Annotated in this window: 14 protein-coding genes; 8 read left to right on the top strand and 6 right to left on the bottom strand. The window is 63.4% G+C overall.

Going from position 1 to position 14725, the window contains the following annotated elements:
• Position 1 precedes the first annotated feature (1 nt).
• Complete coding sequence (locus ATN37_RS07380; protein ID WP_042924169.1) at positions 2–1189, bottom strand: nitric oxide synthase oxygenase; 1188 nt, start codon at positions 1187–1189, stop codon at positions 2–4.
• 235 nt (positions 1190–1424) lie between these two features.
• Here ATN37_RS07380 and ATN37_RS07375 point away from each other — a divergent pair, with 235 nt between their 5' ends.
• Positions 1425–2585 carry a globin domain-containing protein gene (locus ATN37_RS07375; protein ID WP_218694956.1) on the top strand — a complete coding sequence of 387 codons (1161 nt, stop codon included), beginning with the start codon at positions 1425–1427 and terminating at the stop codon, positions 2583–2585.
• Positions 2586–2588: 3 nt separating this feature from the next.
• On the opposite strand, the gene ATN37_RS07370 is transcribed toward ATN37_RS07375, so the two are convergent.
• Together ATN37_RS07370 and ATN37_RS07365 are read right to left on the bottom strand one after the other, a co-directional pair.
• Complete coding sequence (locus ATN37_RS07370) at positions 2589–3335, bottom strand: FAD-binding oxidoreductase (protein ID WP_003944435.1); 747 nt, start codon at positions 3333–3335, stop codon at positions 2589–2591.
• 16 nt (positions 3336–3351) lie between these two features.
• Positions 3352–4548 (bottom strand): FAD-binding oxidoreductase, encoded by a 1197-nt coding sequence (locus tag ATN37_RS07365; RefSeq protein WP_007726748.1) that lies wholly within the window; start codon positions 4546–4548, stop codon positions 3352–3354.
• A gap of 182 nt (positions 4549–4730) precedes the next feature.
• On the opposite strand from ATN37_RS07365, the gene clpB reads away from it, so the two are divergent.
• From clpB to pyrE, 5 genes are all read left to right on the top strand, one after another.
• On the top strand, positions 4731–7283 hold the full coding sequence (gene clpB, locus ATN37_RS07360; protein ID WP_007726750.1) for an ATP-dependent chaperone ClpB: 2553 nt from the start codon (positions 4731–4733) through the stop codon (positions 7281–7283).
• A 158-nt stretch (positions 7284–7441) separates the two neighbouring features.
• A complete protein-coding gene (locus ATN37_RS07355) occupies positions 7442–8413 on the top strand; it encodes a hypothetical protein (protein WP_064688856.1) in 972 nt (323 codons plus the stop codon).
• Positions 8414–8499: 86 nt separating this feature from the next.
• On the top strand, positions 8500–9387 hold the full coding sequence (locus ATN37_RS07350) for a hypothetical protein (protein ID WP_003944407.1): 888 nt from the start codon (positions 8500–8502) through the stop codon (positions 9385–9387).
• A gap of 46 nt (positions 9388–9433) precedes the next feature.
• Positions 9434–10234: an SDR family oxidoreductase gene (locus tag ATN37_RS07345; protein WP_037131478.1), complete on the top strand. Its 801-nt coding sequence runs from the start codon at positions 9434–9436 to the stop codon at positions 10232–10234.
• A 74-nt stretch (positions 10235–10308) separates the two neighbouring features.
• Positions 10309–10842 carry an orotate phosphoribosyltransferase gene (pyrE, locus tag ATN37_RS07340; RefSeq protein ID WP_003944385.1) on the top strand — a complete coding sequence of 178 codons (534 nt, stop codon included), beginning with the start codon at positions 10309–10311 and terminating at the stop codon, positions 10840–10842.
• Between the two features lie 51 nt (positions 10843–10893).
• Here the strand turns inward: pyrE and ATN37_RS07335 are convergent, their stop codons facing one another.
• The 3 genes from ATN37_RS07335 to ATN37_RS07325 are packed head-to-tail and all read right to left on the bottom strand — an operon-like array spanning position 10894 to position 13214.
• Complete coding sequence (locus ATN37_RS07335; protein WP_003944384.1) at positions 10894–12150, bottom strand: MFS transporter; 1257 nt, start codon at positions 12148–12150, stop codon at positions 10894–10896.
• A gap of 23 nt (positions 12151–12173) precedes the next feature.
• Complete coding sequence (locus tag ATN37_RS07330; RefSeq protein WP_003944339.1) at positions 12174–12617, bottom strand: MarR family winged helix-turn-helix transcriptional regulator; 444 nt, start codon at positions 12615–12617, stop codon at positions 12174–12176.
• A 33-nt stretch (positions 12618–12650) separates the two neighbouring features.
• Positions 12651–13214 carry a TetR/AcrR family transcriptional regulator gene (locus tag ATN37_RS07325; protein WP_218694955.1) on the bottom strand — a complete coding sequence of 188 codons (564 nt, stop codon included), beginning with the start codon at positions 13212–13214 and terminating at the stop codon, positions 12651–12653.
• A gap of 63 nt (positions 13215–13277) precedes the next feature.
• On the opposite strand from ATN37_RS07325, the gene ATN37_RS07320 reads away from it, so the two are divergent.
• Positions 13278–13958: a 1-acyl-sn-glycerol-3-phosphate acyltransferase gene (locus tag ATN37_RS07320; protein ID WP_003944312.1), complete on the top strand. Its 681-nt coding sequence runs from the start codon at positions 13278–13280 to the stop codon at positions 13956–13958.
• Positions 13959–14007: 49 nt separating this feature from the next.
• A complete protein-coding gene (locus ATN37_RS07315) occupies positions 14008–14721 on the top strand; it encodes a lysoplasmalogenase (protein ID WP_007726757.1) in 714 nt (237 codons plus the stop codon).
• Positions 14722–14725 lie beyond the last annotated feature (4 nt).

Below are 14725 nucleotides of genomic sequence, written 5' to 3'. Positions count from 1 at the left end.
ATCAGTTGTGGAAGGGGCACCGGCCTTGGTCGGTGCCCTTCTTCTTTTTTGTCACGAAATTGGGCCGGATGTCGAGATCGGGCTCGTCGTACAGGCGGTGGAACGTCGGCGTGAGCGAGCTGGACATGGGCGGGTTCACCCATGACCAGTCGGTCGGGCACTTGCGCCCGGCCTTGTCCTCACGCGCGATGTGATCGATGAATTGCTTTGCGACAGTGTGATGGTCGACCATGATGACGCCGGCCTTGCGGTAGCTGTGGATAACTGCACGGTTCAGTTCGACCAGTGCGCGGTCCTTCCAGAGCGTGCGGTCGTGGCTCATGTCGAGCTCCATCATCGCTCCGATGGTGGGCAACATGTTGTAGCGATCGGTGTCGCTGAAGTTGCGTGCGCCTACCTCGGTGCTGACGTACCAACCACTGAACGGCGTGCAGGGATAAACGATTCCGCCGATGTCGAGGTTCATGTCCGAGACCGCAGGGACGGCATGCCATTTAAGCCCCAGATCAGCGAACCAGCTGTATTCGGGATGCTCGATCTCGACCTCGAGAACCAGGTCGGTCGGGACGTCGAAGTACTGCAGGGGTTCGTCGGGAACCGAAATCAGTACGGGGAGAACGTCGAACGGCGTACCGGCGCCCTTCCACCCCATCGCGGTGACCTGAGCAGTCAGATCGACGTGCCACGGGTCGCCCAGAATGGTGCCGTCAGGCTGCCGGTAGCCGGCGTAGCGGATCAGTTGCGGGCTGAGGATTCGGTACTCCTGACCGTCCTCGCGGGGGAGTGGTCCGACCGTCACGACCGACTGCAGAGCGCCGCCGTTGGTCGACAGTCGCAGGTGCTCCCAGCATGCTTCGGCGAGAGCGGAAGCCGTGACGGCATCGCGCGCGTCGATGAGTTTGAGGGTCCGCCAATGCGCGCGACCGACGCACCTGGCGTGGTTTCGCCACGCGAGTTTGGCGCCGACGAGCAATTCCTCCGCTGTGTGCGTGTAGGTGCCGGTCCGATGGAGTTCACGCAAGGCCTCACGCCGCCGAGACGTCGGGAGGTGGCCCAGTTCCGGAGAGTCGAAAAATTCGACGCACTCGAGTTCCCGACGTTGAAGCTCGGTCAGCGTCGGGGTAGTGGAGGCGATCTGGGACGTAAGCCCGCTATCGGTGGGCAATTCGTCCTGTCGAACAAAATCCACGGCACGACTCCTGTTTGGCTGGTTGAGATTTCGCTGAACGTTAGCTCGGCGATCGAGAGTGTCGAAGCTCTTGTTTATCTTGCACGCAAGAATAAGAAAGGGACGGTCACACCGCGAAATGGGGTCGCATTGTGACACTTGTCCAGAATGATTTACGAGTCAGACATTTGTGACATAAGCTGCAGACGAAATTCCGCGGCGGGTCTTGCCGCGTCTAGTCGGGACGAGGATGAGCGTGGATTCGCAAGCAATCTCTCTGGTCCGGTCGAGCTTCAAATCCGTCGCTGCGGTAGAAGATGGTCCGGAACGGCTCGCCCGTACCTTCTATTCGATCCTGTTCGCTCGATCGCCCGAAACCCGGGAGTTCTTTCCGGCAGCGATGGATGTGCAGCGTGACCGGCTTGTCAGCGCTATCGCTCACGTCGTCGAACGCCTCGACGAGTCCGACGCGATACTCGAGTACCTCGCACAGCTCGGCCGCGATCACCGTAAGTACGGCGTCACCGACGAGCACTACACGGCAGTCGGCAATGCCTTGATCGAAGCACTCGAGACCTTCGGTGGCGCCGAAATGTGGACCGACGAGGTCGACAGCGCGTGGCGTAACGCGCTCGCGATCATCTCGGCGGCGATGATGGATGCCGCCAACGCGGAAGACGGTCCGCCCGCGTGGAGTGCCACGGTCATCGAATGCCGCCCGGTCATCAAGGGCGTCGCCGTCGTGCGGCTGCAACTCGACCAGACGATGGAGTACCGCGCCGGTCAGTACGTCAGCGTGCAGGTCGCCGCGAGGCCACGGATGTGGCGCTACCTCTCTCCGGCCGCGCCGTACGACGGGACCGGAATCCTCGAGTTCCACATCCGCCAGGTCACCGGCGGGTGGGTCAGCCCGGTCATGGTGAACCAGACCGCTGTCGGTGACACCTGGGTGGTCGGTTCGCCCATCGGCGCCTTGGGGATTCCGGAGAACTCCAAGGACCTTTTGATGATCGCGTCGGGAACAGGTGTCGCGCCTCTTCGCGCTCAGATCCTCGAACTGATCCGACGCGGCAACACTCGCAAGGTCCAACTGTTCTACTCCGGACAGCATCCGTGCGATCTCTACGACCTTCCGCATCTGTGGAAGCTGGCCGAGAAGTACCCGTGGCTCACGATCATCCCGGTCTCCGAAGAAGACGAGAATCCCTGGTGGCACACCGAAGCGGAGCCACTGCCGCCGATCGGCATGAAGCGGCGCATCGTCGGCAAGGTCGGTAAGGTCGTGACCTCGTTCGGGGACTGGGCGGGCTACGACATTCAGGTCGTCGGCAGCGAATCCATGGTCAACAGCACCAAATTCAGGCTTCGCGCAGTGGGCATCGACGTCGACACCGTTCGCAACGACCCGACGTACTGACCGTCAGTACGGATCGAACTGAATGACCTCGGCCGGCGTTCCGGCCTCGATCAATCGATCACGCGTCGACCGAACCATGGCCGCCGATCCGCACACCAGGACCTGATGTTCGGTGAACGCACCGTACGACGCGACGACGTCGGCGAGCGTGCCTTCGATGAGATGATCGTCGCCGAATCCGATGTCGACGTTCAACCGGTCGAACCATCCGTCGGGCGGGCCGCCGTCGGAGAGATCTTCGACGACAGGAATGGGCTGCAACCACGGAAACTGGTCGGCGAGCAGCCACAGCATGTCCGCAGCGTAGAGATCACGAAGCGTTCGGCCACCGAAGAAGAGGTACACCTGCGGCGGGTTCGGGGTCTGAGCCAGATCGAGAATGATCGACCGGAGTGGGGCCAAACCGGTTCCGCCCGCGACCATGATGACGGTGGGGCCGTTCTCGTCGACGGACAGGTTGCCGCGCGGGTCGAGGATCTGCCAGACGTCACCAGGCTGGGTGTCCTTGACTATCGAACCGCTGACCCAACCACCGGGAACCGTCTTGACGTGAAACTCCAACTTCCCGTCGTGTGAGGGAGGCAGTGCGGGGGAGAGTCGACGGAGCAACCGCGAATTCTGCGGGACGCTGACGTCGACGTACTGGCCCGGTCGGAACGGGACGACGTCGCCGACAAGACGAACAACCGCCAGATCCTCACGGAGACGGTGATGTTCGACGACTGTGCTCGACCAGGTTCGCTGGGCCATGAAAGTTCTCCTGTAGTCAGTAGAGCGGGTCGTGCCGGATCTGGTCGAGCGGAGTTCCGCCGGCACGCAAGGCGTAGACGGTTGTCTTGATCATCGACGGTGACCCCGAGATCTGCACCTGACGGTCGGCCCACGAACCGAACTGCGCGACCACTTTTCCGATCGGTCCGATCAGCCGGCTGTGCATTCCGAACGGTGGTTCGAGCACCGGTCCGTTGTGCCACCAAGGGTTTTCGGGTTCTTCGGAAACCGGCACGACGGTCAACCACGGGTTGCTGAGCGAGATGTGCCAGAGGGTTTCGAGGTCGTAGAGATCGCACGGATAGCGGCCGCCGACGAACAGGTGCACGCGCGGGTTGTGCGCGCGTTGAGACATTTCCATCACCTGTGCCCGCAGTGGAGCGATACCGGTGCCGGACCCGATCATGAGAACGTCACGGTCGCTGGTGAAGTCGACCTCGAGACCGCCGAGGGGAGTGGACATGACCCAGCGGTCACCGACGTTGGTCTCGCTGACGATCGCGGGGCTGACCCATCCTCCCGACACCTTGCGGATGTGGAACTCGAGCTGACCGAAAGGGTTGGTCGGAATCGCCGGTGAGTAGTACCGCCACATTTTCGGGCGCTGGGGAATCTGAACACCTACGTATTGCCCCGCTCCGTACGGAATGGGTGGGTCGGCTTCGAGGCGCACAATCGCCAGATCGTCGAGGACTCGTTCGTGGCTGACCACGGTTGCGCCCCAGAGCGCCGGGGTCGTATCGGATTCGGCGCCGTCGGCCATCGTGCCGACGACGAGGTCGGTGAACTGAGACCAGGCCTCGTCCAGCTCCGGCGTCCACTTGTAGCGGCTGTGCGCGCTCGTGCCGTACATCGACCGAACCGCACGCTTCAGAGCGACGCCGGCGGCCTCGTAGTGCTCACGCTCGACGCCGTAGCGACGGTGGTCGCGGCCGAGTTGGGTGAGGAACTTCCGGATTCGGCGATGCTGGGGCAGATTCTTCACGACGAACTCGATGGCTCTGAAGAAACGGTGGCCCTGCGATTCCATCCCGGCGGGGAACAATGAGCGGTACAGAGGATGTTCCGCAAAGAGGCCGGTGTAGAACACTGCCGAGAAGTGCGCACGGCTCTCTTCGTCGTCGGTCAGAGAATCGAGGCTGGATTGCAGACGGGCGATCACTGTCGGATCCAATCCATCCCCCTTTCGCACCAGCTGCAACTCTCGCCACAATTCTAGTACGGCTGAAAATGTGACCTACGAAACCAACTCGGCCTGGCGAAAACAAACTTGAGCGGAATAGACTCAAGTTTGTCCGCGTTGAGCATATTGACACAGTCGCAATACCAACCGGTCGCGGCTCTTCCCGTTCGACTTCGCCAGAAAGGTGACAAGTGGACTCGTTCACACCAACAACCAAGACCCAGGCTGCGATGACGGCTGCACTGCAGTCGGCGTCGTCGGCGGGTAACCCCGATATCCGGCCTGCCCATCTGCTGGTCGCATTGCTCGACCAGACCGACGGCATCGCTGCCCCACTACTCAAAGCTGTAGGCGTCGACCCCACGGTCGTACACCGTGAAGCACAGGCAATCGTCGATCGCCTACCCAAGACAACCGGCGCAAGCTCCACCCCGCAACTCGGGCGTGAGGCACTCGCGGCACTCACTGCTGCTCAGCACCTCGCCACCGAGATGGACGACGAATACGTCTCCACCGAGCACGTCCTCTACGGACTGGCCGGCGGCGACTCCGACGTCGCACAGTTGCTCGTACGGCACGGCGCCACCCAGGACGCATTGCGTGAAGCCTTCACCACCGTCCGCGGTAGCGCTCGCGTCACCAGCCCGGAGCCCGAAGGCACCTACCAAGCGCTGGAAAAGTACTCCACCGACCTCACCGAAGCTGCACGTAGCGGCAAGCTCGACCCGGTGATCGGTCGCGACACCGAGATTCGCCGTGTCGTGCAGGTGCTCTCGCGTCGTACCAAGAACAACCCGGTACTCATCGGTGAGCCCGGCGTCGGCAAGACCGCGATCGTGGAGGGCCTTGCCCAACGCATCGTCGCGGGTGACGTCCCGGAATCGCTGCGAGGCAAGACCGTCGTGTCCCTGGATCTCGGGTCCATGGTCGCCGGTGCCAAGTTCCGCGGTGAATTCGAAGAACGCCTCAAGGCTGTCCTCGACGACATCAAGAACAGTGCCGGACAGGTCATCACCTTCATCGACGAGTTGCACACCATCGTCGGCGCCGGAGCCACCGGTGAATCCGCGATGGACGCAGGCAACATGATCAAGCCGATGCTCGCCCGTGGTGAGCTGCGGCTGGTCGGTGCGACCACACTCGAGGAGTACCGCAAGTACATCGAGAAGGACGCAGCACTCGAGCGTCGTTTCCAGCAGGTGCTCGTCGGTGAGCCCTCGGTCGAGGACACCATCGGTATCCTGCGCGGCCTCAAGGAGCGCTACGAGGTGCACCACGGCGTGCGCATCACCGACTCCGCGTTGGTGGCGGCTGCCGCGCTGTCGGACCGCTACATCACGTCGCGGTTCCTGCCGGACAAGGCCATCGACCTCGTGGACGAAGCCGCATCGCGACTTCGTATGGAGATCGACTCGCGTCCCGTCGAGATCGACGAGGTAGAACGCACGGTTCGCCGACTCGAAATCGAAGAAGTGGCACTCGAGAAGGAAACCGACGACGCGTCCAAGGCTCGGCTCGAGAAGCTGCGTCAGGAACTCGCGGACGACCGCGAAAAGCTCAATCAGCTCAGCACCCGCTGGCAGAACGAAAAGCAGGCCATCGACTCGGTGCGCGTGCTGAAGGAACAGCTCGAAACCCTGCGAGGAGAGTCCGAACGCGCTGAGCGTGACGGCGATCTGGGCAAGGCAGCCGAGTTGCGCTACGGCCGTATCCCGGCGCTCGAGAAGGAACTGGAAGAGGCAGCAGCCGCTTCCGGAGCTGCCTCCGACGGTGACGTGATGCTCAAGGAAGAGGTCGGGCCCGACGACGTCGCAGACGTGGTCGCAGCCTGGACCGGAATCCCCGCCGGCCGGATGATGGAAGGCGAAACCGAGAAGCTACTCCGCATGGAGTCCGAACTCGGCAAGCGCGTCGTCGGCCAGACCGACGCCGTCGTCGCCGTCTCGGATGCGGTTCGCCGCGCCCGAGCAGGTGTCGCCGACCCCAATCGGCCCACCGGTTCCTTCCTGTTCCTCGGCCCGACCGGCGTCGGCAAGACGGAGCTCGCCAAAGCCTTGGCGGACTTCCTCTTCGACGACGAGCGCGCGATGATCCGCATCGACATGAGCGAATACGGTGAGAAGCACTCGGTGGCCCGACTCGTCGGTGCTCCTCCGGGATACGTCGGCTACGAAGCCGGTGGCCAGCTCACCGAAGCAGTTCGACGACGCCCGTACTCGGTGGTCCTCTTCGACGAGGTCGAGAAGGCACACCCCGACGTGTTCGACGTCTTGCTCGCAGTACTCGACGAAGGCCGACTGACCGACGGTCAAGGCCGCACGGTGGACTTCCGCAACACCATCTTGATCCTGACCTCCAACCTGGGATCCGGTGGCACGCGGGAGCAGGTCATGGATGCGGTACGCCACGCGTTCAAGCCGGAGTTCATCAACCGTCTCGACGACGTGGTCATCTTCGACTCGCTCTCCGAGGAGCAGTTGGAGCACATCGTGGACATCCAGCTCGAGCAGTTGCAGAAGCGTCTGGCTGCGCGTCGTCTCACCCTCGAGGTGAACGGTGCGGCTCGGATGTGGCTCGCAGTGCGCGGCTACGACCCGCTGTACGGCGCTCGGCCATTGCGTCGACTCGTTCAGCAGTCGATCGGCGACCAGCTCGCCAAGCTGCTCCTGGCCGGCAAGGTCCAGGACGGCGACACCGTGCACGTCGGTGTCAGCGAGGACGCGGATCAGTTGGTTCTCTCCTGATTCGGTAAGCGGAATGCCCCGTCGATCCACTTGGATCGGCGGGGCATTCGCATTTTGTTCTACCCTGGATGGCTGGATGCTCGAACCGGGGACGAGTGCACCCGCGCCTCTCCGAACGACTCCGACGCTCTTTCGTCCCAACCGAAGGTGAGCCAGGCATGACCGATCAGAACGATCCGCGTAACTCGGGTGGGCCGCGCCGTGAGGATCCCGAGGCGACCGAGGTGTGGGGGCGTACGCCCGACCAGCCGACGGAGCAGTACGGGACGGTGTCCGGCCAGAATCCGAACCAGCCGACGGAGTATTTCGGTCAGCCGCCGGGGGCACAGCAGTATCCGGGGGCACAGCAGTATCCCTACGGCGGACCGGATCAGAACACGGAGTACTTGGGGCAGCAGGGGCAGCAGCCGAATCCCACTCAGGCGTTCCCTGCCTACAACCCGCAGTTCGATCCGCAGGCCCCGCCGCCTGGTGCGACGCAGGCCTATCCGCCGTACACCGCTCAGCAGTACGGGAACCCGGATCAGTACGGGAACACGCAGCAGTACGGAAATACACAGCAGTATCCGGTTGCCGGTGGTGGCGGTGGAGTTCCGCCGGAACAGCCGTTCATCGACGATGGATCGTCGGGCGGCGGTAAGAAGCGCAAGCTCGCGACGTGGGTGGCCGCCGGTGTGGTCGGGATCCTGGTCGCCGTGATCGCGATCATCGCGTTCTCGGCGTTCGGCTCGAACGACAAGGGCACCCAGACCGCTTTCGTTCCCCCGACCACCACGACGCAGGCGCCCACCACGACACCGCCGAAGGCCAGCACCACGGCGCCGACTCCGACGACGGATTCTCCGCTCAGCCAGCTTCCAGGCGGGCTCGGCGAAGTCATCGGTGACGCCGGGGGAGCCGTCGGCACCGTGAAGTCGAACGACGGCGGCACGTTGGTCATCGATTCGATCGGGGGTTCGCAGGTGACGATTCTGACCACCGCGGACACCACGCTCATCGCGCTCAACCGCGCCACCATCGCCGATCTGCAACCGGGAGACAACATCGTCGTCGACGGCACGCCGGTGGAGAACGGCACGATGACCGCCAACACGATTCTGAGTACGTCGCTGCCGAAGTTCGGCAACTGAGTCGTTCACGACACATCGGGCGAGTCCACCAGGGTGTCGCGGGAGGTTGAGGCCGCGAGTCGCTACCCTGGAGGGTGATGACTGGAATGTGGTTCGGACTGGCAGCAATTGCACTCGCAGGCGCGGGTGCGCTTCTGTACGTCGACAGGACGAGGCGAGATCAATCCGGGCGAGTGCGTCAGATCTGGGCCAAGGCGCAGGGTTACACGTACACGGCCACTGACGATCAGCTGGCAGGCGAATGGCACCGCGCGGTCATGGCCAAGCAGGACTACCTGACTGCTACCGACGTCGTCCGCGGCCGCCGTCGCGGAGAGCAGTTCGTGCTGTTCGACCTGGAGGAGACCGCAACCATCGTGGCTGTTCGCCGCGAGATCGGGTCGGACGTCGACATCGATCTTCGGTTGAAGTCGACGGCTCCGCCCAAGGACGGCGACCTGAACCTGTTGGGTGCGATCGGTTCACGAGTCGTCTTCGCGACCGATCTCGAGATCGCACGTCGTGTCTGTGATCAGCGCATGGTGGCGTTCACCGAATCGGTTCCGCCGTCGATCAGCATGCTGTGGAGCGAAGGGCAGTGGACGCTCGGTTCGCTTCCGGTGACCAGTAACGGCCGGGACTGGGACGCGGCAATCGAGTCGGTTGCGCGCCTGTCCGGCATTCTGCATGTCCTGCCTCCCGTCACCGATCCCAACGAACTCGAGGTCGATCACGATCCGAGCCGCCCGCGGCCGGGCGCCGAGAAGTCTCGCCCAACTCCGGATCCGGTAGAACAGCCCCGTTCGCGTCAAGAGCAGCCGCCCCGTGACGCTCCGCCGCGTGAATTTGCCCCGCGTGAGTCCGCACCGCGTGAGCCCGCACCGCGGGAATCTGCGCCACGTCCGGATCAATCGCTGCGCAAGCCCGAGGCGGCTGACAAGCCGGCTCAGCGCCCGGCGTCGCAGCGCTCGGGCACAATTCGCCCGGTCGACTGACCTTTAAGGTTCCCGTCCAGGCGCGATAACCACTAGCGTGGCCGGTATGTCGACTTCCCACTCGGATCGCCCTGTGCGTCCCGTTGCCCTGGTGACCGGACCCACCTCTGGTCTCGGCGCCGGTTTCGCCAAGAAATACGCCTCCCTCGGATACGACCTGGTTCTCGTCGCACGTGACGAGGTCAGATTGCACGACCTCGCGTCCGAGTTGAAGACGATGTTCGGCACCGAGTCGGAGATTCTGGTTGCCGATCTCGCATCGGAGGCCGGACGCGACACGGTCGCGCTTCGTCTGGAGAAAGGCGTCGAGGTGTTGGTGAACAACGCCGGATTCGGTACCTCCGGCGAGTTCTGGACCGCCGATCCGGCGCTCCTTCAGTCTCAACTCGACGTCAACGTCACCGCCGTGATGCGGCTGACCCGTGCGGCGCTGCCCAGCATGATCGCGTCGGCGCACGGAACGATTGTCAACGTGGCGAGCGTCGCGGGCCTGCTGTCCGGGCGGGGTTCGACGTATTCGGCAAGCAAGGCCTATGTCATCTCGTTCACCGAAGGGCTGTCCGGCGGGTTGGCCGGGACGGGAGTGCGCGTGCAGGCGCTGTGCCCGGGCTTCATTCGCACCGAGTTCCACGAGCGCGCGGGCATCGAGATGTCCACGATCCCCAAGCCGATGTGGCTGAGCGTCGACCAGGTGGTTGCGGCGTCGATGAAGGATCTCGGTGACGACAAGGTCATCAGTATTCCGGGATTCCAGTACAAGGTCCTCACGACGGCCGGGCGTCTCGTTCCCAAGGGGCTGGTTCGCCGGCTGACCAACATCGTCGGACGAGGCCGCGGGCGGACGTAGCCCAGAGGCGGAAGCCGGACGTAGCCCAGAGGCAGAAGCCGAACACAAGGCAGTGGTCGGTAGGCTGAGCACTCATGAGCGATCGTGAGGATTTGGCTGCGCTGGTGCGCGAATTGGCTGTTGTACACGGAAAGGTGACGTTGTCCTCGGGCAAGGAAGCCGATTACTACGTCGACCTTCGCCGCGCGACACTTCACCACAAGGCAGCGCCGCTGATCGGCTCGCTGCTGCGTGAACTGGTCGCGGACTGGGATTTCGACGCCGTCGGTGGTTTGACGATGGGCGCCGATCCGGTTGCCATGGCGGTGATGCACGCTCCCGGCCGACCGATCGATGCGTTTGTCGTCCGCAAGGCTGCGAAGGCCCACGGGATGCAGCGCCAGATCGAGGGCCCGGACATCGTCGGCAAGCGTGTCCTGGTTGTCGAGGACACGACCACGACGGGCAATTCGCCGTTGACAGCAGTGAAGGCCCTGCGCGAGGCAGGGGCCACCGTGGTCGGAGTCGCTACGGTCGTAGATCGCGCCACGGGTGCGGATGCGGTGATCGGTGCCGAGGGCGTCGAGTACCGCTCGCTGCTGGGCCTGGAAGATCTGAACCTGAGCTGACGCCCCGTGAGTGGTTAAGGAGTCCCTGCGCTCCTCAACCACTCACATGGGTCAGTCGCCTACGGTGACGGCGAGTGCTTCGTCGACGCTGTGCGGCGCGGGATCGTGGTCGTCGACGTGAGCGAGAACCTTACGTCCGCTCGACAGGACGAATACGGCGGCGAGGGTGAGCACCGCGCCGACCCAGAACGGCATGTGGACGTTGGATTCGCCGAGCTTGCCGGCTACCCACGGAGCAGCGGCGCCGCCGACGAATCGAACGAAGCTGTAAGCAGCCGAGGCGGTCGACCGCTCCACGGGAGCTGAGATCATGACGGTTTCGGTGATGAGTGTGTTGTTCACGCCGAGGAACAAACCGGCGAGGACGACACCGACGATCAATACGATCTTGTTCTCGGTGAACAGCGCCATCATGCCCAGGTCGAGTGCGAACAGGGTCAGTGCCAGCATCATCATCGGCAGGGTGCCGAAGCGTCGTTGCAGGCGAGGGGCGAGGAAAACCGACGAGATCGCCAGCATCAGGCCCCAACCGAAGAAGATGAATCCGATCGGGTACGCCCCCATGTCGAGGGGGAACGGCGTGTACGCGAGCAGCGTGAAGAATCCGTAGTTGTAGAGCAGCGCGGTGATGGCAACGGTGAGTAGCCCGCGGTGCCGCAACGCCTGGAAGGGCGCAGCGATGGACGTGTGGTGTTCGGGCTTGGGTGCGCTCGGAAGCATCACGACGATGAGAATGAAGGCGACCGCCATCAGGGCTGCGACGCCGAAGAACGGTGCGCGCCAGCTGATGTCACCGAGAACTCCGCCGACCAGCGGTCCGACTGCGATACCGATTCCCAGTGCAGCCTCGTACAGGATGATCGCCCGTGCCACGCCGCCGCTGGCCGCGCCGACGATTGCCGCGAGCGCCGTTGCGATGAACAGTGCATTGCCGAGTCCCCAGCCCGCACGGAATCCGACGATCTGGCCGATGGTGCTGGAAGCGCCTGCCAGAGAAGCGAACACGATGATGATGGCAAGGCCTGCAAGAAGTGTTTTCTTGGCGCCGATGCGGCTGGACACCACACCGGTGATGAGCATGGCCACGCCGGTGACGAGCATGTAGCTGGTGAACAGCAGCGAAACCTGCGACGGTGTGGCGTCGAGTTGTTCGCCGATCGGTTTGAGGATCGGATCGACCAATCCGATGCCCATGAAGGCGATGACGCTGGCAAAGGCTACCGCCCACACCGCTTTCGGTTGTTTCAGGAGGCTCGGCGGAGCCTCGTTCTGGTGCGTTGATGTCGCGGTCGTGTTGCTCACGGCCACCTCCTTTTTCAGTGGTGGGTGTTTCAGCTGGGATCGGAAGTCTTGATGATGGAACGCAATTCGGCCAATCCGTCGGCCAGTTTCTTGATCTGCTCGGGCCCGAGTTCGACGAAGTGGGGGACTAGAGCGTCGGCGATCTCGTTTCGGCCGTCGTTCAAGATCTTTCGTCCCTTGTCCGTCATGGCCACTCGAACTGCCCGGGCGTCCTCGGGGTCGGCGCGGCGTTCGACGTAACCGTTCTCGCCGAGTTTGCGCAGTAGTGCAGTGGCAGAGGGCTGCGAGCTTCTGTCGAGTCGAGCGAAGTCGCTGATCCGCATTTCGCCGTATTCCTCGAGTAGCGAGAGTGCGCGCAGCCAGGCGCGTGGGTACTGATCAGACGCGAAGGAGCCTGCCAGCTTCGCGAAGCGGTGCGTATTGCTCACGAGGTCGACGAGTAGTTCGTGCAGTTGCTGTTCTTCGTCTGTCACGAAGAATATTATTGCATAGGTTAACTATGTAAATCAACGAGTCCGTGGAAGGTGGTCCGTCACGGCGGTGGCTACCAGCGACGGCACATCGAGGTCGGGTGCGACGAGTGTGAGGCTTCGATTTGCCGCCAGCACTGCGATGCCGTGGGTTCCGGTCCAGATGTTCAACGCAGATGTGGTGGGATCGGAGGCGTCGGCCTCTTCGGTCAGGGATTGCAGGGCGGCGAAGAGCGGGAGTGAAGACTCTCGGAGGTTGCTGCCTGCGCCCTCGAGGAGGTCGTGGCGAAACATCAACTCGAACATCGCCGGTCGCTCCTGGGCGAATGACACGTATTCGATTGCTGCCGAGATCAATCGGCTACGAGCGGGTTGTTTGCCGGCGAGGACGGGATCGAGTCTGTCGGCGAGATCGCACAGGCCGTGTGAGGCAATTGCGGCTAGCAGGCTGTTGTGGGTCGGAAAGTATCTCCGCGGGGCGCCGTGCGACACGCCCGCCCGACGCGCTATCTCCCGTAGCGTCAGTTCTGTGGCGCCGTCGGCATCGAGAATCTCGACGCCGGTGGCGACGAGTGTTTCGCGAAGGCTGCTGACAGTCATGGAAGACAGTGTCTACTATTCTCGTCGTAGACACTGTCTACTAGACGGAAAAGGTGATGCCCTGTGCTCTATTGGCTGTTCAAATACGTCCTGATCGGCCCGGTCCTCTGGCTGTTCGGGCGGCCGACGATCGAGGGTCAGCACCACATCCCCAAGAAAGGGCCGGTGATTCTCGCCGGCAACCATCGGGCAGTCGTCGACTCGTTCTTCCTGGTTCTCATGGTGCGCCGACGCATCACCTTCGTCGCGAAGAGTGAATATTTCACCGGGACCGGTGTGAAGGGCGCGATGCAGCGCTGGTTCTTCGGTGGGGCCGGTCAGGTGCCGATCGACCGTAGCGGCGCCGACGCCTCCCGTGCGGCGTTGGACACGGCCATCGGGATTCTCGACAAGGGTGGTGTCTGGGGGATCTACCCCGAGGGAACACGATCACCCGACGGTTGCCTGTACAAGGGAAAGACCGGAGCGATTCGAGTTGCATTGGAAACCGGGGCGCCGGTCATTCCCGTCGTCGTACACGGCGGCGACGCAGTCAACCCGCCGGGTACGCGGATGTGGCGCTTCAGCAAGGTCCGGATCACGGTAGGGGAGCCGATCGACTTCTCTCGGTACCGCGAACTTCGTGGCTACCAGGCCGTCGTGCGTGCGGCGACGGACGAATTGATGGCAGTGCTCTGTGACCAGTCGGGGCAGGAATACGTCGATGTCTACGGCGCGGACGTCAAATCCGGCGATGCCGCCTGAGTGACCCAGTACGGTCGCTGTTGGACGTGTAACCAACAGGAGGATTGTGATGGCGGGCAAGTGGGGCATCGAGCACGCAGTTTTTGCGGCGGCGACGGCAGCGACAGTGGTCGGGGCAGTAGTCGGTAACGAGCGGGTTCAGCAGATCGCGAAGCCGTTGATCGCACCCGCTCTGGCCGCCCGAGTGCTGCGCAAGCGCTCGGAGACGGAAACTGCCGATACCGCACTGCTTCTGGCCGGTCTCGCCGCTGCAACTGTCGGCGACGTGTTCATGATCGACCCGGACAACGATGCTCGTCTGATCAAGGGCGCGTCCTCGTTCGCGGTGATGCAGGCCAGTTACTCGGCGCTCCTGCTGCGCCGCGGCGCTCGGCCGACCCGCGCTGCCCTGCGGCCCCGCATCAGCGGTTGGTCGACGGCGTCCGGACTGCTCCGTGCCAAGGCCCCGAGCGTGTCGACGCCGCTCACCGGATACGGATTGATGTTGGGAACCACCTCGACGTTGTCGGCGGACCCCGCTCTGGCACCGCAGTCCAAGGCCGTGCTCGACGTGGTCGTCCCGAACAAGGATCGACGCTCCTGGCTCGGATTGGGCGGAGTGCTCTTCACCGCATCCGACGGACTGATCGTGGTGCGTCGTCTGTTCATCCGCGGGACCGCCGGCCGCGCTGCTGCCGAGGGTGTGATCCTGGCGTCGTACGCGGGAGCGCAGCTGATGCTGGTGGAGGGCATGTTGGCGCTGGGGCGCAAGAAGAGCGTCTAGTCTT

The organism is Rhodococcus sp. MH15 (assembly GCF_019266045.1).
GTDB classification, from domain to species: domain Bacteria; phylum Actinomycetota; class Actinomycetes; order Mycobacteriales; family Mycobacteriaceae; genus Rhodococcus_F; species Rhodococcus_F qingshengii.
The sequence above is the reverse complement of the archived record's forward strand: the minus strand, read 5'-3'. Positions and strand labels throughout refer to the sequence as shown.

What these genes read in the sequence shown, in the direction of transcription:
- ATN37_RS07370 (WP_003944435.1), bottom strand. Translation starts at nt 3,335, where the DNA reads ATGGCCCAGCGAACCTGGTCGAGCACAGTCGTCGAACATCACCGTCTC.
- ATN37_RS07355 (WP_064688856.1), top strand. Translation starts at nt 7,442, where the DNA reads ATGACCGATCAGAACGATCCGCGTAACTCGGGTGGGCCGCGCCGTGAG.
- ATN37_RS07350 (WP_003944407.1), top strand. Translation starts at nt 8,500, where the DNA reads ATGTGGTTCGGACTGGCAGCAATTGCACTCGCAGGCGCGGGTGCGCTT.
- ATN37_RS07345 (WP_037131478.1), top strand. Translation starts at nt 9,434, where the DNA reads ATGTCGACTTCCCACTCGGATCGCCCTGTGCGTCCCGTTGCCCTGGTG.
- pyrE (WP_003944385.1), top strand. Translation starts at nt 10,309, where the DNA reads ATGAGCGATCGTGAGGATTTGGCTGCGCTGGTGCGCGAATTGGCTGTT.
- ATN37_RS07325 (WP_218694955.1), bottom strand. Translation starts at nt 13,214, where the DNA reads ATGACTGTCAGCAGCCTTCGCGAAACACTCGTCGCCACCGGCGTCGAG.
- ATN37_RS07315 (WP_007726757.1), top strand. Translation starts at nt 14,008, where the DNA reads ATGGCGGGCAAGTGGGGCATCGAGCACGCAGTTTTTGCGGCGGCGACG.